Raw genomic sequence first — 19,063 nt, 5'->3', positions numbered from 1 at the left:
AAATATGGAATCCCTAACCTCTCGTATGCAGGCGGTACAGTCGCCAATTATTCCTGTGGTTGGGGAACTCATTAAGAACTCTCCTGGAACAATCTCTCTAGGACAGGGTGTTGTTTATTACAATCCACCACCGGAAGCGATAGAATTTTTACCAAAATTCTTAGCCGAACCCACTAATAATTTATACAAATCAGTTGAAGGAATTCCCCCGTTGCTGACAGCACTTGCAGAAAAATTGCAAACCTTCAACGGTATTGAAATCAATGGAGAAAACTGCATCGTCGTGACAGCTGGGAGCAATATGGGATTTATGAATGCCATTCTTGCAATAACTAACCCAGGCGATGAAATTATTCTGAATACGCCTTACTATTTCAACCACGAAATGGCGATCGCAATCGCTGGTTGTCGTGCAGTGTTAGTGGCGACAGATGAAAATTACCAACTCCGCCCAGATGCGATCGCTCAAGCAATTACTCCCAAAACACGGGCTGTGGTGACAATTTCACCAAATAACCCGACTGGAGTTGTCTGTTCTGAAACCGCATTGCATCAAGTAAATCAAATTTGTGGCAATCGCAGCATTTACCATATCAGCGATGAAGCCTACGAATACTTTACTTATAACGGGGTAAAACACGTTTCCCCTGGTGCATTTGAGAATAGTAGCGAGTACACCATTTCTCTTTTTAGCCTTTCCAAAGCATACGGTTTTGCTAGTTGGCGCATTGGCTACATGGTGATTCCCAAACACTTATTTGTCTCCGTCAAACAAGTCCAGGATACAATTTTGATTTGTCCGCCAGTAATTTCCCAATATGCAGCTTTAGGGGCATTGCAAGCAAAAGCGGAGTATTTGGAGAGTAATATAGGTGCAATAGCTCAAGTTCGGCAACTAGTACTCGACTCCCTTAATCGTCTACAAGGTTTATGTAGCATTACACCTGCCAATGGCGCTTTCTATTTTTTCCTCAAAGTTAATACTCAGATGGATGCTTTTGAGTTAGTTAAAAGGCTAATCCAGGAACATAAAGTAGCAGTTATTCCAGGTACAACCTTTGGTATGAATAACGGATGCTACCTCCGCGTTGCCTACGGTGCGCTGCAAAAAGAGACAGCAAAAGATGGTATAGAAAGATTAGTGCAAGGTTTGGAAACTATAGTTAGGAGTTAGGAGTTAGGAGTTGATATTTAATTTATGAGAAGGTTAGACTGTGTTGGCGTACCTCGTCGGTAATCCCAAATATAAAATTTAAGAGATGCCAATTATTAATAAGTTAATTGAAATTGAAACTGAACCAAAAATTAATATTCATAATATAACATCAGAAATTCAAGATTTTCTTACTTCAACATCAATTAAAAATGGACAAATTTTAGTATTTTCTCGACACACAACCACAGCTTTAGCTATCAACGAAGATGAAGTTAGATTATTAGAAGATATAAAAGTGTTCTTGCAAAAATTAGCACCTGAATCAGACAGCTATTTACATAATGACTTGCATTTGAGAGATGTCCCGGAAGATGAACCAATCAATGCTCACTCTCATTTAATGGCAATGATGCTGACAACTAGTGAGATAATTCCCATTGTGGATGGTAAATTAGCTCTGGGAACCTGGCAATCTGTATTGTTTTTTGAGTTGGATGGGCCGCGCAAAAGAATGATATTTTTCCAAATTTCTGGTGAATAATGCAACTTCACACCTGTAATCCTCTCACAACCTAAATCTGAGAGAATTACGAACGCGACCAATAAGTGTCTCAGTTGAATTTACCTACAACAGTTAAAAACCTGAAAGAATGTTTCTAAGCATAACCTTCCTTTCCACAAACCAGAACTTTCGTTGTGACAAAGGCAGACGCAATTAGTGATGAAAAATAACGATAACTTTGTATTACGTAATACTTGGTACTATGCTCTGCCTAGTAATCAGATTAAGCCAGGTATGATGATCAGCCGCATTTTTTTGGGAGAACCAGTGCTGCTAGTCCGCAGCCAGGATGGTAAAGTCTCTGCGATGACAGATATTTGTCCCCATCGTGGTGTGCCCTTGAGTTGTGGTAGATTCAATGGGCAGGAAGTGGAATGCTGTTACCACGGTTGGCGCTTTAACCCGGCTGGACGCTGCACTGCGATACCTTCTCTTGTAGAGGAGCAGCAAATGGATTTGAGGCGCTTTGACGTACATTCCTATGAAATCCGGGAAGCACAAGGGAATATCTGGATATATATGGCTGATCCCGATAATCCTCAACCTGCTTCTGAGATGGAAATTCCGGTAATTCCAGGGTTTGGCGATCGCTCTCACCAATTCGTAGAAGTGGTAAAATTCCCTTGTTTTATAGATCATGCAGTGGTAGGTTTGATGGACCCTGCTCATTCACCTTATGTTCATCGCGCTTGGTGGTGGCGAAGTGAACAACTGCATGAGGAAGTGAAGCAATTCGATGCTTCGCCCTACGGCTTCACAATGCGACGACACCGATTGCCAGCGAATGGAGGCAGATTATACTGGCTAATTGGCGGTGGTGTGCCAGAAACGGAAATTTCTTTTCGTTTACCTGGAGTCAGAATCGAAGAAACCACAATTGGCAACCATCGAGTCGTTAATTTAACGGCAGTTACACCAATTTCAGACACAGAAACTGAGGTAACTTTTGCTCTTTACTGGACACTCCCTTGGGTAGGGTTTTTCAAGCCACTGTTACATCTGCTGGCGCGGACTTTCATTGGCCAAGACCGAACGGTTGTAGAAAAGCAGCAGATTGGTTTGAAATATAATCCCGTGCTGCGACTGATTAAAGACTCAGATATGCAGGCGCAGTGGTATTACCAGTTAAAGCGAGAGTATGCTAAGTCTGTCGCTGAAGGACGAGAATTTGTGAATCCTGTCAAGGGTCAGATACTCCGGTGGCGTGCTTAAATTACTCCAAAGTAAATTCTGCAAATTCTCTTTGTCCAAACTGCATATTTCGGTCTATCGCTGACAAGATTTTATTATTGGCACGCTCGCTATTTAAACAGCGACCAACTAACTGTGCGACATCTGCACGATTTATGCTACCAATAATGTGCGGATCTTCAGTTAAAACACCATTACCAGTTGCTGGTTCTGACTTTAGTCCACCAGGACGGATGATTGTATAGGTGAGTCCACTGGCAATTAAGTGTTGTTCAGCTTTGTCTTTCTCAGCTAAAACTTTTCCCAGTACCGCTAAAACTTGGGGTGAGGCAGCAACAACACTATTGCCAGCACCAATGGAAGACACAAGAATAAACTTTTGCACCCCAGCTTTAACTGCTGCATCAATCAGATTTTTATTACCAGGATAATCGGGTCTTTCTACATCTGATGGTAAACCGCCAATTGTACTGATAACGGTGTGAATACGTTCATCTGTAAGCATTGCGCGTTCTACATCCTCAATATTCAAGGCATCTCCCAGAACTACCTCAATACCGATTTTTTCTAGTTCACTAGCAACTGCTGTTGTTCTCAGGAAAGCTCTTACCTTTAGCTGTTGCGCTGTGAGATATTGAGCAATTTCTCGACCAACACCGCGACTTGCTCCAGCCAGAAAAATATAAGATGCACTTGTCATAATAAATTTAACTATTTACGCTCAAAGGATTTTATCAGAGGATTGGCAGTATTCAATAATTGCTCAAGCGACTGAGATGCTTCTGGTTGGTGGCGAATACAAGTGTCAATAAATAAACTAATAATTTCACTTATCAGCAAACGGAAGCTCTCTTGGGGTTGGGTGGCGGGAAAGTCTAACAAGGGTGTATCTAGGGTAGAGTCTAGCTGATCAACTATCGAAAAGTGATTTGCCCCATCCAAAAGTACCAGATAGCTATCATTTCGTCCTCCACTAATTGCTTCTTGGAATGTACGGATGACTGGAGTGCTAGCATTTCCAGAACTTATACCATAGCGATCGCTGTTGTTAGCAATCACTCCATCGCACGTTCCTCCCATCAGTAGAAGTGGTAGGGAGTCTGATAAGGGTAATATGGTACCTGCCTCGTACCCCAATAGTAACGTTCCCATAGTGTGTGAACCATAACCAAAAGATGCTGCGACTTGAGGGAAAAAATGAGGATCTGCATTTTCGATCGCTACTCTACCACCTGCGGAGTGTCCACCTAAAATTATTCGTTGCAGATCAAGCATTCCAGCTAAAATACCCTCAGATTGTAACTGTTCCACTTTCGCTAGCAGTGCTGGCAAAGCTGAAGCAGTGGGAGCAGTACGATAAATTGTGGGTTTCATCTTTTCAAAATCAACCCCTGGAGTCAGACTAATTATTCCTGGTATAGCTTCTGCAATCCAGTTAAACAGAATCACCACTAATCCACGTTCAGCGAGTTTAACCGCCAACCATTGATATTGTTGAGCATCACAGTTAATGCCGTTGAAGAAAATCACTACTGGAAAAGGTGCTTTTTCTAAATCAACTGGTAAAATTTCCCTATTTGTTTGTACTTTACGCCTCGATATCTGGGCTGGATAAAGAATTTTCAGGTGAATGGTATCGTAAGGAGACTGGAAACCCTCGACTTTAGCAGCTTGGAAAAAAGCACGAACTGTCATCTGGTTTTTCCTGATATCATTGAAAATTTTTCTATTACCCAGGTACAACTAATCCTAGCGATCGCAAATAACGGGGTAACTATAATTACAAAAATATTAAAATAGCAATTATACCTAACCCAAAGGCAGGAAGTATTCTAGTAAACAATTGTGTAAGTCTAACAAATAACTTTTCTTTGGATAAACTTATGGCTAAAAAATCTCAACCCAATCTAGAACAATACCAGGATGTCAGATTATCTGCCACCACAAGAATTTGGGTAATTACAGTCGCCATTCTCGGAGTTTGCGTCCCACTATCAGCCGTTACTAGAAGCGGTGCTATTCTTCCTTTAGTTGCAATTGGTGGCGCGGCTGTTGGTACGGTTGCTGTTTGGCGTTCTGATGAGCAAAAATCAAAAACTAACTATTTGCAACAGCAGCAGATAGAACTGTTAGAGCGGAGATTAGCCAATTTAGAAACAATTGTTAGCAGCGATGACTTGAATTTGCAAATGAAAATTAAACAGATTGAGGCAAGGGATACTTTTGGCGACTCCTCTGATGTAAGTACTACACCGAGACAACCAAAACGCAAAGGCTAAAATAATTCGTAATTCGTAATGACGCTCGCGGACTCGCTACCGCTACGCTAACGTAATTCGTAATTATTATACCGCAAGGGTTTCATTGATTTGGGATGGGTGGTTTACTTCCGCCATGCTGTAATAGGTTATTTTTGTGTATGGATTTGTTGACTTCAGGTAACGGCAACCTTTGAAATCCCTCTCACATTAAACTTTCCTTTGCGGCTGTAACTGTTTTCCTAGAAACAGTATCTCGTTCTCTATCTCCGTTAGAATTGACTGACATGATTTAATTCTATATACTTCAACTGCATCAGTTCATGAAATATCTAAGTGCAATAATCTCTATCTTTCACGGAAGCATCTGCTAATTGCTGTGTTTTATTAGACTACTAAGATTACTGTATTTTTAATTAACTAAGGTTATAAACTTGAGTAATTGCATTGGTATAGCTTACCGTAGGTATGCAATAGTTTGCCGCAGGAATGCAGATGGATTGGATTAGCTTACTCAAATCTCAACAAGCTGACTTCCTTCTACGTGTGAAAAAACCTAAAACTTATGACTTATCTTTGCTGGAAAGTCAAGTCAAAGGTTGTCACACTGAAATTATGGCTTTTTGGGGCGAGCCTTTGGCTAGACTCCAAGAACTTTCTCGCCAACAAGCAGAAGTTCTTGCCAAAAATCCGCCGCCGACGCCACCTGAATATCCTGAGCCTCCTGACTGGACGATACCTTTTCCCAAATACTTCCAACAACAAGCCCAAGATTATCTTTTGCGAGAGCATATTGTTGACCGAGTGATAACTGAACGTTTGGGGAAGTTGGTAAAAAAGGTATCACAAGATACCGTGGAAAACATGGTTTTAGATGATGAGGGAAATTTGTGTGGCGAAAGCAAGTTTTCTTATGTACTAAAAGATAATCCTCAGCTAAGTGTTCAAGTTTATGTTGCTGATGGAGAAAGTTTTAATGGTATTAAGAAAGACAAAATTAGGTGGTCGGTTACTCAAGAAGATTTAAGAAAGCACCAAGTATTAATTTTTCTGTGTTTATTTTATCCATCTACAGATAAGCTAGGATACGACGAGAAGCAGAGCATAATTACAGGCTTTTTACCTGCAAATCAAATTGAACTTACTGAACCAAAACTCTACATTAATCCGAGTCACTTGTTGTATGCGGGGGGGTTGAATTGGTATTTAGAATCACTTATTGGTAAAAAAGAGACGTCGCCATTAATTAATGAGAATGCGATCGCAGATACAATACAGACTCTACCATCAGAGCATTGCCTTAAGGGGATAGTTGGTGATTGGGAATGTTGGCAGACTTTGCAAGGACACACCAGAGGTATTAATTGCCTAGCTTTCAGTTCCGGGTGTAATAATGGCACTTTACCCATATTGGCAAGTGGTAGTCGGGGAGAAACGAAACTCTGGGATTTAAGCAAGGGTGAATTAATAGAGACATTATCAGAGTATCCTTGGGTGATATCTGGGCTGGTGGATGAAGTGAATTCCCTAGCTTTTAGTTCAGATGGACAGACTTTAGTCAGTTGCGGTGCAGATTCCACAATTAAGCTTTGGCATGTAGGCGCACTAGACTTGATAGATATTTTGCACAAACATAATGGGGTAGTGCGGTGTGCTGCTTTCACCCCAGATGGGAGAATGTTAGCGACAGGCGGAGATGATAGAAAAATTCTGTTTTGGGATTTGATGCAACGTCAAGTTGCGATCGCACTCTCTTTAGATGATACAGCTGCTCATTCCCTAGTTTTGAGTCGAGACGGGGAAACTTTAGTTACAGGTAGCTATCGTAAAATCAAAGTTTGGCGCACCTTACCCCAGACGGGAGTCAAAAGTTTAAAGGACGCACAACCACTGCATACCCTTATGGGTCATTCTCACATCGTTCGTTCCTTGGCGATTAGTGCAGATGGTAAAATGCTGGTGAGTGGTAGCTGGGATCAAACGATTAAAGTTTGGCAATTGGAGACTGGGGAATTACTGCATACTCTGAAAGGACATAGAGATAGAGTATATGCGATCGCATTAAGTCCCGATGGACAAATTATTGCTAGCGGTAGTGCTGATAAAACCATCAAGTTGTGGCATCTACAAACTGGTGAATTGCTGGGTACGTTTACAGGTCATGGGAATATAGTCACAGCATTAGCCTTCACAGCTTCCGGCGAGATGTTGGTTAGCGGGAGTTTGGATAAGACAATTAAAATTTGGCAGAGAAGTTAAAATTTTGCAGATGACAAATGAATGCCTAAAAAATTTTCAATGAAGTAGGATACTTAATATTGAAAAAGAACAAAGAAAATGCATGTAATTAGCCGCAAAATCTTGCGTGAGTTTTGTGAATTACACGCAGATGCTTGTGACGCACTTTACGATTGGTACAGAGTTGTAAGTAAAGCTGAATGGAAAAATCTTGTAGATGTTCAAATGATTTATCCAAAGGCTGAAGCAGTTGGCAACTTTACTGTATTCAATATCAAAGGAAACCACTACCGTTTAATTGTTGATATTATTTATCCAAACCAGAGAATCTATATCAAACACGTTCTGACTCACGCTGAATATGATAAGGACAAATGGAAAAATGACCCGTACTTTTAATCCTGAATCTTACGGTCAATTATTAGCCAAATATCAGCCCAAAATAATCACTACAGAACAAGAGAATGAGGAAGCGATCGCTCTGGCTCAAGATTTAGAACATCGTCTCAATAAAAGCGTAGAAGAGGAAGCTTTTTTAGAACTTTTGGTAACACTAATTGAAAAATTTGAAGAAACTCATTACCTAATACCCCAAGGAACACCCCTTTCGATGTTATTTCACTTAATGGAAGCACAGGATATCGAGCCAAAAGCATTAGTAGGAGTGATTGGTTCTTGGGAAACTGTTTTAAAAATTATTAATGGCGAAATCAATCTTAGTAAATCTCAAGCCAAAGCCCTTGCTGAATTATTTAAAGTCGATGAAACTTTATTATATAGGACTCATATCTGATTTTTGAACAAGATTTCAGATAAAACCTTGATAAAACGGGCTTTTCAGTCTCAGTATGTTTTCAGAAATAAAATCGGAGTCCTATATAGCAATTTGCAGTTGAATAGACTCCATAATTTGGTAATTGTAGACCCATTGAGACTTGTGAATCCGCCTTTGAACTCCGTTAACGAGTCTTTGATACTCCTGAACAACAAACTTTAAAAACTCTCTCTAGCACCTATCAAAAAAGAAGGATGCGAGGTGTAGCTTGCTTTAAGAGTAGGCGATCGCACGCCCATAATAAAACTATCCCCTTCATACTATTTACTTATGGCGATCGCAATTCAACCTCAACTAACTTTAGATGAGTTCCTGAAACTGCCGGAAACTCAACCAGCATCAGACTTTATCAACGGGGAAATCATTCAAAAACCAATGCCTCAAGGTGAACATAGCTTGCTCCAAACTGCCCTTTGCGAAACAATTAATGGCATAGCTAGAAGTCAAAAAATTGCTTTGGCTTTCCCAGAACTGCGCTGCACCTTCGGCGGTGCTTCTATCGTCCCTGATGTCTCTGTCTTTCGCTGGGATAGAATTCCTAAAACTCCATCTGGCAGAATTGTTAATCGCTTTGAAATTCATCCCGATTGGGCAATTGAAATTCTTTCCCCAGACCAAGGATTAAAAAAAGTATTGAGTAAATTATTGCACTGTTCGCGCAATGGTACTGAACTCGGCTGGTTAATCCACCCTGAAGACGAAAGTGTGCTAGGGATTTTTCCTGGACAGCGAGTGGAATTATACGAAGGTGCTGATAAATTACCCATCCTTGACGGTATCGAATTGGAACTGACTGTAGAACAAGTTTTTGGCTGGTTGAGTTTGACGTAAATAAAGCAAAAGTATTTCTTAAAGAAAGTTGCAAAGGATTGTATCTGTAGGTTTATTGTAGAAACTGGGCGGTACAGCGCTTCGTGTGTACCATAAAAATTTGTATGCCGTACTTTTATGCAAAATCAACTAGGATTTGTTCTGAAACTGCTTTTACTCTCGGCTTTGTTATCGGTATTAATTAAGTATGCAGGGCCAAGCCTATCAATTCCGGCGACAGCAACCAATGCGTTAATTATAGTATTGTTGCCGATTGTGATTATAGCGATCGCGCTACTGTGGCGATTCCAAGCACAGAAACAAAATTAACTCAAACCATAGACGCACAAGTGACTAAAATCAGTTAATCTAGCTGAATTACCAAAAAATTGCATCTCGCCAACCGTTGGGAGTCAGCCTGTGAACCTCGGTCAATGGATCGGCTTAATCGCCATCGTTCTTTCTTTATACATCCTGTGGCAAATTCGGGAAGTGCTTTTGCTCATGTTTGCCGCAGTTGTGTTAGCCACCACCTTAAATCGGCTGGCGAAACGCTTCCAACGCTTTGGCATGAAGCGTGGATTCGCCGTCCTCCTCGCAGTAGCTATCTTTTTTGCAGTTATTGCGGGTTTTTTCTGGCTAATTGTGCCGCCATTTGCACAGCAGTTTCAAGAACTAACCTATCAGGTTCCTAAAGGGTTTGGGCGCTTTAATAGTTGGCTTGATACCCTGAGAACTTATATTCCTAAGCAGTTGCTTCCTTACATCCCAGATATCAACAGCCTTATCCAACAAGTACAGCCCATTGTCAATCGGCTACTGGGAGACTCTTTCGCCTTTGTATCTGGCTCTTTGGAAGTTGTTCTTAAGATTTTGCTAGTGTTGGTTTTAACCGGAATGATCTTAGCCGACCCCGTGGCTTACCGCAAAGTATTTGTGCGGCTTTTCCCCTCATTTTATCGGCGGCGGGTAGATGGGATTTTAGATAAATGTGAAGTCTCTTTGGGGGGATGGATTACAGGCGCTTTAATTGCCATCCTTGTAGTGGGGCTGATGAGTCTGATTGGCTTATCAATTTTGCATGTAAAGGCAGCACTAGCTTTAGCGGTTTTAGCGGGATTTTTTAACTTGATTCCCAATCTGGGGCCGACAATTAGTGTAATACCAGCAATAGCGATCGCCTTCTTGGATGAACCTTGGAAAGCGATCGCTGTCATAATTCTCTACTTTTTTATTCAACAGGCTGAGAGTAATTTCATCACGCCAATTGTGATGGCACAGCAGGTTTCATTGCTGCCAGCCGTAACCTTAATTGCCCAACTATTTTTCGTCACTTTCTTCGGCTTTTTAGGATTATTTCTGGCGCTACCCCTGACTGTTGTTGCTAAGATTTGGTTGCAAGAAGTACTGATCAAAGATGTTTTGGATGAATGGGGGAATAACCATAAAAAAGAAACTGAGCTTGTGATGGTTCCTGAATCGCTTGGAGCAGATGATAATTGGACAGCAGAAAATCCCGATATTAATCGGGAGCGACGCATTGATGATGATATCTTGCAAAAAGAAGATTAATCAATTTTAGATTTTAAATTTTAGATTAGCTACTTACCTTTAGGTAAGTAGCTAGGGTTAATTGAAGAAGACAGAAGGCAGAGGGCAGGAAGCAGTATCCCTTCTGTCTTTTGCCTCCTGACCTCTGCCTTTCCTGATAAATTAAAGTTTGTAGTAAGGACTTTAGTTCTGAAAATCCTAGTTGGTAGTGGTCGATTTACCGCTCACTACTAACTAGGATTTTATTTTATGTTTAATTATGGCTACCTGCTTAGTTGCTCTGGGAATGTGTTTCTTAGTCTAAAATTTTTCCGAAACGATCGGTTCTGCTGCAATATCATCCAAGCGGATGCTGCTTAACAAATTCTGCCACTCTGCTTGTAGCGCTGTATCTTTAGGATTTTGATCGCGTAGTTGCGCCAGTGTCGTCAGTGCCTCGTACCATATCCCATTTTGGGCATAGATGGCATAGCGCTTCAGAGGTTCTGTAGTTTGTAGCTCTTTGAGGGCGGCTGGTTTGAGTTCAATTCGTTGTATTACTCCTTCGACGAAAGTCGGGGGAGAATTCTCTTGGTTGTCACAGTTAACGGTTAAAAACCAGCGATATTGTGTGTTTAGTGCTAAGGCAGGAGCGCTAGTAGGCAGAGAAACGCGGATAACTCCTGCTTTATTTGGTAGAGCGATCGCTTCTTTGTAAATCTCCTTCAAGTCCTGATCTTGCAGCACAAATTCAACTGCATAAGGCAAATCTTTGGTATACGGCACATAGAAAAACCAACTTGGGTGTTCTACCGTTGTCTGTCCCCAGACATTAATCACTGAGTCAGCTTCCTCAGTAAAGGGCACTAAAGCAGTCAAGTCAGTTTTAGTAATAGGAAGTGGACATTCACCCCCGCCGTCGCGCTTTGCTCCACCACGAACCCGACCTCCAGGAGGGGGGCCAGATGGAAGCGAGGGTTGATTAAAGGCTGTAGCTTGAGCAAGGTTCGTTTTAGCACCACGAGCGCTAGGTGAAGAATCAAGAGTTGGTTTTGCCAGTACTGGAGTCAGGCTAACGAGTAAACTAGTGCAGCTAAGAGCTACTACTAAAAACAGTTTTATCTGTTGTGAATTTGACTTCATAAAAACCTTCCCTTAAGTATGCAAACCTTGTATGTAGATTTATTTGCTGGTTATCCAAAAATTTCATAAAATAATCCTTCCCCATTCTCTATTAAACTCCAAAATTTAAATTATCTAAATTCTTCTGTCCAATACAATTATCAGGTTCTTTTCCCCCTGCCTGCTTTAACAGATCAATTTTCTTAACTAAGTGTATTGCCTTATTCCCCGGTAGCCACCCGAACTTTTGTTGTTGAATTAAATATTGACATCAAGCCAACCGTGACAATCAACGACAAAGCCGGAGGTACAAAAGGCACCCAAGCACCCGAAATTAACAGAGCAAAGCAAACTAAATATAGAACAGTAGAGGTAATAATAACTGCCAATGCCAACCAAGGGAAGGAAAGCTTTCGCCAAGCCAGGACTCCCCCTATTAAAGACCAGCCCCAAATCCAGGCTACCTCAGCCCAAAGTGACCAAACCCGCAATAAGGGTCGCCCATCCTGCACTGCACTGAGGATTTGACTGATCATCTGCGCTTGTACTAACACTCCTGGCATTTGCTCATCTAAAGGAAGGCCATAGGGTGTAGGCCAGGTGTCTGGAGAATCCCCCTTTGCCACTACACCAATCAAAACAATTTTATCTTTGATAGCACTGGCGTTAATTGGACTAGCTAAAAATTGGGTTAGCTTCACCTGTTCGGCTATTTGTTTTGGGGAACGGTAATTGAGTAAGACTTGACCGCCATTGGCATCAATATTTTGATAGCCGCCAGTCCGAGATTTCAGGTTAGGAAAAATAGTTTTACCTAGCTGCAAATTTCCTTCAGGGGTGAACTTTGGTTCAATTCCTGAAGGACGCAGATAGAGGGAAGCGAGTTTTAGACTGAATGCAAAGGGAGCAGGACATAACGATGTCGCTTCTTGGTTCATGAACAGGAGATGCCGACGGATAACTCCATCACGATCATGAATAAAGTCACTGAATCCCAAATTTGTTTTAGGGATTTCTGGCGGCGGCTGATTTCCTGGGATATTTACTGTGATATCGCTCCCTTTACATACGCCAATCAAATTCTCAGTTTTTTGAAGACGAGTAATTAAATCTGGTTGTTTGGCTTTAAAATCACGGTAGATATCCAAGCCGATCGCACGGGGTTGGTATTGATTCAGTTTTGCCAGGAGGTTGTTAAGAGATTTTTCGGAAATGGAAGCTCCAATCAAATCCTCGTTATTTTTTCTTTGAATTGCTAGATCGTTATCGTCAATTGTGATTATTAAAAGTCGGGAATCAAGTCCCTCCGCAGGGCGCGATCGCATCATCAAGTCATAGGCTGTAATCTCTGGATTTTCCAGCAATCCCAGCAATCTCGGCCCACAAACGAAGCCTGTAATCGCCAAACTGGATAACAAAGTTATCGTAAGTCTGTGTCTGATAGACAAACCTAAATTTGCTGCTTCAGGTTTTGTAGAACTTAATTCATCCCAAGTGGGTGGGGTCTGCGCTGGATTTTGGCAAATCATTGGTAGCCAAGTCGCACAGGGAAATTTATCCTCAAGTCCTTGCAACCGTTCCCGCGCTTGGCGTACTGACTGATATAAAGGCTCGCCACTGGCAAAACCTTCGAGAAAATACTTTAAGAACTCTTTAGCAACCTGATCTGGGACAGGTTCACGCATAACGATCATCTGAGGAATTTGCAAATCAGCCAGTTCTCGCGCCAATCCCAATCCATCACAGGAGTTGAATATAGCTAGTTGCAAGCCGTTTTCAATGGCTTTTTTTAGAGCATACTTTAACTCGCCAATGGTGAGGCTATCAGTTTTATTCAGATAAATTCGTCCGTTTTCTCCATTTTTGTTACTGGAACTGTGCCCAGCAAAAAAGAGAATATCCCAGTTTTTTCCCCAAAGATGCTCAGTCAATTCCTTCCGTTGTGGTTCTACCAGAAAACTAACCTCTGCATTACTACACTGTTGCAGTAAAGCTTGATCAGCCTGGGTGTCAATTCCTTGACTATTGCCCACAATCGCTAAAATATTGACTAATTTATTTTTTGTGCGTGGTTTGTGAACGCGATCATAAGATGGTGAAGAAAGGGCGATTTCAGCCTTGGGGTAGCGTTCTAACAAATCCCACAGATGCCAGGGTAATAACTGCAATTGGCTATTTTCTGTTTGCAAAATCACCCGCACTTCTTCCGTGGACGACAATCTTTCTAACCATTTTTCCCTCAAAGGGCGAAACTCCTCTGCTCGCAGCCATGTATTAAAGCGGGCCCGCAAAATATGAGAAGCGTTTTCGCAGTCTTGAATCATCGAGACATTCGTCACCTGCATTTTGTCAGCATAAAGACGATAACGATTTCCTATCTGCCGATAACTAGACTGCCAATGACTGTAATAGAGCGGCATTTCGGGAAATGAAGGTAGTTTCCCCGTAATTTCTGTTGTAGCACGCTCGTGTTCTTCACCAATTTCGAGGGTGACAGCAAACCCTTGCTCAAAACTCCCCTCTCCAAATTTCAGAACCACTAACTTACCCATGACCGTCGCTATCCCCTGTACAAAACCATGCCCTGTTCTCATGTCTCATAACAAGCTCTACAAGCATTTACAGATTTTTTTCAAAATCCCTAAAAGCTGGCTTGAATTTTTAATTAACCAATTACCACTTAATAAATTATCGACAATAAGGGAAGATAGCTAGATGTTTTAAATTCTAAAATATTCGGTAATGCTAGTATCATTTATGGCTATCTTAACGCTAAATTCCTCTCTAGGTTCACCGCGAAACTGCAACTGAATGTAGTTATCTAATTTTCTAGATTGAGCATCTAGGAATACTGTTCCCGAACTATCTAAAACGGTGAGATGAACTCCTGCTGGCAAGTAAATGTGATTACCAGTAGCGTGCAATTGGAGATGAATACTGGTTTGCTGATCCTTTTCTGGGCTGATTTGTACAATCAACATGACGGGTTGGTTGAGAATTTGGATACCCAAATCAATCAGTTTTGCACGTTTAGTAATTGATTCTGGTCGGTTAAGGGCATTTAGTTCCACAGTATCAGCACTGCGAAAGGCGTAAATTGGTCTGAGTTCTGGCACGTTCCACAGGGATTCAACAGTCTGCCAACCTGTCTCAAATACATCAGCAAACCATTGACTTAGATTCACCAGTGGACTAGCTGGGGATTGGCGCAGTTGTCCCAGGTGGTCGATAAACGCTTCCAATGGTTGCAATTGCGCTAAAGGCAACCTTTCATTTTTGACACTGGGGATAAAACCAAGCAACCTCGCTTCTTGGAGGGATTCATCAAATTGAACTACTAAATAACCCACCCGTTCTTCCCAGGTTTCTGGAGGAATGGAACATATCTGCTGATGTGGATGGACAGGGCGACACTCTAGACGACCAATTGAGGGCATTTCTAAATCAGCGACATCCCCACAGAGGCGCATAATCGGGTTCCAGCTGTCACTAGCTTGGAGGTTAGTAGGAATATCCATCATTTCTAAGTAGTCATTCACCACCCACACAGCCAGGGTATTCAGCCGAACTTGCTCTGCTTTTTCAGAATTTGGCTGCTGGTTAGCAAATTGCTCGGCAGTTATCCGAGCCAATTGGGAAATCGGCAATGTTAAAGCGGAATCTTCTAGCTGGTAGGTGGATTTATTCATAAGGAACTTCTTAGTGATCAATGCTGCTGTATACATATCACCCGCATTAATTAAATTTATGCCACAAAATAGAGAATAATATATTGGAAACAAATAATTAGAGATTGAGGGCTAGCCCTCAAGAGTTATGAGTTATCAGTTAATTTGTCTGTTAGGAGTCAGAGTCCCCCACAAATATAAGTGGCGTGTTTCATTCGGGGTCAAATCTCTGACTGCTTCCAAGGATTAAGCTAATCGCCATTCATTTTTCCACGTTGATTCGCTTGTAGTAAGCAGTTCCAACCCTGCTTTTATGCAGCTTAAATGCTTATTAGCTTAACTGTTCACTGATTTAATCCGGTTCGGATAAGCAAGGTAAATAGGTGAGACAAGAGGGTTATTGTTCAGTGATTTTTCTCTTAAGAACAGCTTCTTTCCAAACTACCCCCTTATATGGCGGGCAAGATGCTCACCTGACAAGATTAGATAATTTATTCTAGTTCCCTTAACCAAGAAATTCTTTAACTAAGCAGTATTAATACTTACTTACATTTCTTTAATGTCTGAGCGAAAAGTTTTGTAACGATTGTGGCTAGTTTGTGTAAAAATTGCAATCTATCCATGAGATATATACAGATTCGCAAGTTGGTGCGTTTGAACTTGAGGTCTTTTATGACTAATGACTGGAGAAAACAACAAGATGTACAACTTAAAGAATTAGCGCTCAAAGCCCAACAACACCCACACGCAACTAAGGAACAACGAGTAGCCTTAACACGGCTGATAAATGCCATTTGGCAGTCAGGTAGACTGATTCATCCTTATAAAGGCCAATTTCAACTACTTTATGAAGATATTTATGATGAGGCGGTACAAAATTTATTTTTCTATCTTTGCCAAGATAAAAATATTAATAAGTATGACCCAGAACGCGGCGAAGTTATAACTTGGGTAAATATGCTATTGAGTAAACGCTTTTTTCCAGAAGCTATCCCCAAGGTTATCGGCAAAGGAAATGAAATAAAGCTCGAAGACTCTCATCTGGAAAATATCCCATCATCTCAATCTCAAACTATGTCTTTATCTGAACAAATAATAGAATGTATAGAATCTGATCCAGAGTTTATTTTTTGCAAAGAACACATAAAAGGTCATCCAGAAGCAAATTTTAAAGCTATAGCTAAAAGAAGATATTCTGGAATTTCCTGGAAAGACATTTCGGCAGAATGGGGCATTGGAATTACATCTCTACATAGTTTCTACCAACGATGCTTGAAAAAATTTACTGATAAACTCCAAGAATATATATGTATTTAATATTTAAGAAACTTTAATCATCTGGTCAAAAAATATGGAGAAAATCGCAGATTCTTTAAAATTTACAGGGCCTATTCCGCCAGATGGAAGACATCGAGCAGAAGAGTTATGTAGGCGACAAGCCACGCAAAAAAAAGCTGAACAAGTTCATCTCAATACTTTGTCTGTGTCTTTCGTAAACTCTTATCTACAATACATGGGATTTGAGACAGACTTAGACAAGAGTGATAGTTGTAACCCTGTACAGCAAACACTTATGGATGTAGCTGATTTGTCGCTAAAAAACTTGGGATTGTTAGAATGTCGTCCAGTGCTTGAAGATGCACAATTTATTTACATACCGCCTGAAGTACAGTCAAATCGAATTGGCTATGTGGCTGTGCAGATAAAGAAATCATTTCGAGAAGCGACGCTGCTGGGATTTGTCAGAAAGGTAGAAACTGATTTTTTATCAATCAACCAGTTGCAACCTTTGGACAATCTACTGGAGTATTTAGAAGAACTTACTCAAGTGAGACAAGCTGAGTTAGTTTCTCAATTGCCCACTGACAACAAGACTTTAGTTAAATTGCAACAATGGTTGGAAAATATTTTTGAGTCTGGTTGGCAAGAAATTGAAACTCTCTTTCATTATCAAAGAGCTAATCCAGATTGGAATCTAAGAAGTGCTAATAATTCTTTTGTTACCAGGGGTAAGCTGATTGATTTAGGAGAAACAGGAATAATTCAATCTGTAATTCTAGTTGTTGGGTTCAGTCAAGAGAATCAGCAGGAAATAAACATTATCGTAGAGGTGCATCCTATATGGGGAGAAAATTATCTGCCACCTAATCTCCAACTGATGGTAATTGACTTTGAAGGAGTAGAGGGAGAATCTATTATGGAAGCGCAAACTAGAAGCAGTAACAAGAATATTCAATTGCAGTTTAGTGGCGAGGTGGGAGAACGTTTTAGTATTAAATTGGTCTTGGGGAATATTAGCGTTATAGAAAGTTTTCTCATCTGAAGCGGAAAACAATAGGGGTGCTGCAAATGGGAAAGTTAGTTGTTCTGAAGCTAGATGGCGATTTGGAGTTAGGGGTGCGGGTGACGCTGGAGATTGGAGAAGATGGCAAACGCCCCAGCATAGAAACCTCTGGTCACTTACCTCCTAATCTAGAAATAGCTAAAGTAATTGATGAGTGGCGGTCAACCTATTGTAGTCTAGGAAGTGCTCGCCTCAAAGCCAAAAAAATTATTTACGATGGTTCTATTACCCAACGGCGTGATGAGTGTCAAAACAAAGCTTGTGAGTTGCGATCGCACTTAAATCACTGGCTAAAGTCAGAGTCATTTTGGCGGATTCGGGAAAAATGGCTGAAACACTTAATGCCCAATGAAGAAGTGCGAGTGGTGATTCGCACTGCTTCTATGCAGCTAGAAAAACTTCCTTGGCATCTATGGGATTTGCTCGATCGACACTACACCAAAGCCGAAGTAGCTTTGAGCGTTCCAGAGTTAGAACAAATAACTGCATTGCAGACATCTACCTACAGACGCAAAATCAACATATTGGCCGTTTTGGGCGATAAAACTGGTATTGATGTGGACAAAGACTGCGAATTACTAAAAAAATTACCCAATGCTACCACAACCTTTTTGACACAGCCCCAACGCGATCAGATCAACGATCAACTGTGGAACCAACCTTGGAACATTTTATTTTTCGCTGGTCATAGTAAAAGCGAGGGTGAGACTGGTCGCATTTATATTAATGACCAAGATAGTTTAACAATTGCAGACCTAAAATATGCCCTGAGAAATGCCGTCACTAATGGGTTACAGTTGGCGATTTTCAACTCCTGTGATGGATTGGGATTAGCGCGAGAACTACAAGATTTACATATTCCTCAAATTATTGTCATGCGGGAACCTGTGCCCGATCTTGTGGCGCAAGCATTTTTAAAGCATTTTCTGGCAGCTTTTTCTTCAGGTGCATCTATATATATTGCAGTTCGCACTGCTAGAGAAAAACTGCAAGGATTAGAGGACAAATTTCCAGGGGCAACTTGGTTACCGATAATTTGTGAAAATCCTGCTGCCATACCGATGACTTGGCCAAAGCCCCGAATTAAATCTAATATTGGCCTACTCACAAGGGGATTGCTAATGAGCGTGATGCTCACCATCAGCGCGCTAGGAGTCCGGCAAATGGGAGGATTGCAAACATGGGAATTGCAAGCTTACGATCAATTAATGCGATCGCGTCCCCAAGAAAAGCAAGATCCGCGCCTGTTGATAGTCACTGTCACCGAAGAAGATTTTCAGTTACCAGAACAAAAGGAAAGAAGAGGGTCGCTTTCGGAGCTAGCACTAGCGAGACTTTTGGAAAAACTT

18 protein-coding genes are annotated in these 19,063 nt (G+C 41.2%); 13 read left to right on the top strand and 5 right to left on the bottom strand.

What is annotated here, in order from left to right:
• Window positions 1-4 precede the first annotated feature (4 nt).
• The 3 genes from VE944_RS03160 (at window position 5) to VE944_RS03150 (ending at window position 2,930) form a co-directional block, all read left to right on the top strand.
• Window positions 5-1,174 (top strand): pyridoxal phosphate-dependent aminotransferase, encoded by a 1,170-nt coding sequence (locus VE944_RS03160; RefSeq protein ID WP_324972145.1) that lies wholly within the window; start codon window positions 5-7, stop codon window positions 1,172-1,174.
• An 85-nt stretch (window positions 1,175-1,259) separates the two neighbouring features.
• A complete protein-coding gene (locus tag VE944_RS03155; RefSeq protein WP_324972143.1) occupies window positions 1,260-1,697 on the top strand; it encodes a secondary thiamine-phosphate synthase enzyme YjbQ in 438 nt (145 codons plus the stop codon).
• A gap of 180 nt (window positions 1,698-1,877) precedes the next feature.
• Window positions 1,878-2,930 (top strand): aromatic ring-hydroxylating dioxygenase subunit alpha, encoded by a 1,053-nt coding sequence (locus VE944_RS03150; protein ID WP_324972140.1) that lies wholly within the window; start codon window positions 1,878-1,880, stop codon window positions 2,928-2,930.
• Window position 2,931: 1 nt separating this feature from the next.
• Here the strand turns inward: VE944_RS03150 and VE944_RS03145 are convergent, their stop codons facing one another.
• Both VE944_RS03145 and VE944_RS03140 read right to left on the bottom strand, forming a co-directional pair.
• The gene (locus tag VE944_RS03145; RefSeq protein WP_324972137.1) at window positions 2,932-3,609 is read right to left on the bottom strand and encodes an SDR family oxidoreductase; all 678 of its coding nucleotides are present in this window, start codon (window positions 3,607-3,609) and stop codon (window positions 2,932-2,934) included.
• Between the two features lie 11 nt (window positions 3,610-3,620).
• A complete protein-coding gene (locus VE944_RS03140) occupies window positions 3,621-4,604 on the bottom strand; it encodes an alpha/beta hydrolase family protein (RefSeq protein WP_324972134.1) in 984 nt (327 codons plus the stop codon).
• Between the two features lie 188 nt (window positions 4,605-4,792).
• Here VE944_RS03140 and VE944_RS03135 point away from each other — a divergent pair, with 188 nt between their 5' ends.
• From VE944_RS03135 to VE944_RS03105, 7 genes are all read left to right on the top strand, one after another.
• Window positions 4,793-5,188, top strand: a complete 396-nt coding sequence (locus tag VE944_RS03135) for a hypothetical protein (protein ID WP_324972131.1) — start codon at window positions 4,793-4,795, stop codon at window positions 5,186-5,188.
• Window positions 5,189-5,656: 468 nt separating this feature from the next.
• Window positions 5,657-7,426: a WD40 repeat domain-containing protein gene (locus VE944_RS03130; RefSeq protein ID WP_324972128.1), complete on the top strand. Its 1,770-nt coding sequence runs from the start codon at window positions 5,657-5,659 to the stop codon at window positions 7,424-7,426.
• A 78-nt stretch (window positions 7,427-7,504) separates the two neighbouring features.
• A complete protein-coding gene (locus tag VE944_RS03125) occupies window positions 7,505-7,804 on the top strand; it encodes a type II toxin-antitoxin system HigB family toxin (RefSeq protein ID WP_324972126.1) in 300 nt (99 codons plus the stop codon).
• Complete coding sequence (locus VE944_RS03120) at window positions 7,788-8,198, top strand: helix-turn-helix domain-containing protein (RefSeq protein ID WP_324972123.1); 411 nt, start codon at window positions 7,788-7,790, stop codon at window positions 8,196-8,198. The genes VE944_RS03125 and VE944_RS03120 overlap by 17 nt, the downstream gene beginning before the upstream one ends.
• A gap of 312 nt (window positions 8,199-8,510) precedes the next feature.
• Window positions 8,511-9,071, top strand: a complete 561-nt coding sequence (locus tag VE944_RS03115) for a Uma2 family endonuclease (RefSeq protein ID WP_324972120.1) — start codon at window positions 8,511-8,513, stop codon at window positions 9,069-9,071.
• A 117-nt stretch (window positions 9,072-9,188) separates the two neighbouring features.
• A complete protein-coding gene (locus VE944_RS03110; protein WP_229493557.1) occupies window positions 9,189-9,380 on the top strand; it encodes a hypothetical protein in 192 nt (63 codons plus the stop codon).
• 90 nt (window positions 9,381-9,470) lie between these two features.
• Entirely contained in the window at window positions 9,471-10,622 is a 1,152-nt protein-coding gene (locus VE944_RS03105; RefSeq protein WP_324972111.1) for an AI-2E family transporter, read from the top strand.
• A gap of 279 nt (window positions 10,623-10,901) precedes the next feature.
• Here the strand turns inward: VE944_RS03105 and VE944_RS03100 are convergent, their stop codons facing one another.
• The 3 genes from VE944_RS03100 to VE944_RS03090 form a co-directional block, all read right to left on the bottom strand.
• Window positions 10,902-11,723: a DUF928 domain-containing protein gene (locus VE944_RS03100; RefSeq protein WP_324972108.1), complete on the bottom strand. Its 822-nt coding sequence runs from the start codon at window positions 11,721-11,723 to the stop codon at window positions 10,902-10,904.
• 200 nt (window positions 11,724-11,923) lie between these two features.
• A complete protein-coding gene (locus VE944_RS03095; RefSeq protein ID WP_324972178.1) occupies window positions 11,924-14,254 on the bottom strand; it encodes a CHASE2 domain-containing protein in 2,331 nt (776 codons plus the stop codon).
• A 168-nt stretch (window positions 14,255-14,422) separates the two neighbouring features.
• Entirely contained in the window at window positions 14,423-15,391 is a 969-nt protein-coding gene (locus tag VE944_RS03090; RefSeq protein WP_324972105.1) for a DUF1822 family protein, read from the bottom strand.
• A 651-nt stretch (window positions 15,392-16,042) separates the two neighbouring features.
• On the opposite strand from VE944_RS03090, the gene VE944_RS03085 reads away from it, so the two are divergent.
• The 3 genes from VE944_RS03085 to VE944_RS03075 form a co-directional block, all read left to right on the top strand.
• Window positions 16,043-16,687, top strand: coding sequence for a sigma-70 family RNA polymerase sigma factor (locus tag VE944_RS03085; RefSeq protein WP_324972102.1), 645 nt, complete (start codon window positions 16,043-16,045; stop codon window positions 16,685-16,687).
• Window positions 16,688-16,721: 34 nt separating this feature from the next.
• Window positions 16,722-17,693, top strand: coding sequence for a DUF1822 family protein (locus VE944_RS03080; RefSeq protein WP_324972099.1), 972 nt, complete (start codon window positions 16,722-16,724; stop codon window positions 17,691-17,693).
• A 26-nt stretch (window positions 17,694-17,719) separates the two neighbouring features.
• The coding region (locus VE944_RS03075) for a CHAT domain-containing protein (protein ID WP_324972096.1) at window positions 17,720-19,063 on the top strand (1,344 nt) is incomplete at its 3' end.

The sequence above is a fragment of the Nostoc sp. genome (assembly GCF_035638895.1).
Lineage (GTDB): Bacteria > Cyanobacteriota > Cyanobacteriia > Cyanobacteriales > Nostocaceae > Nostoc.
The sequence above is the reverse complement of the archived record's forward strand: the minus strand, read 5'-3'. Positions and strand labels throughout refer to the sequence as shown.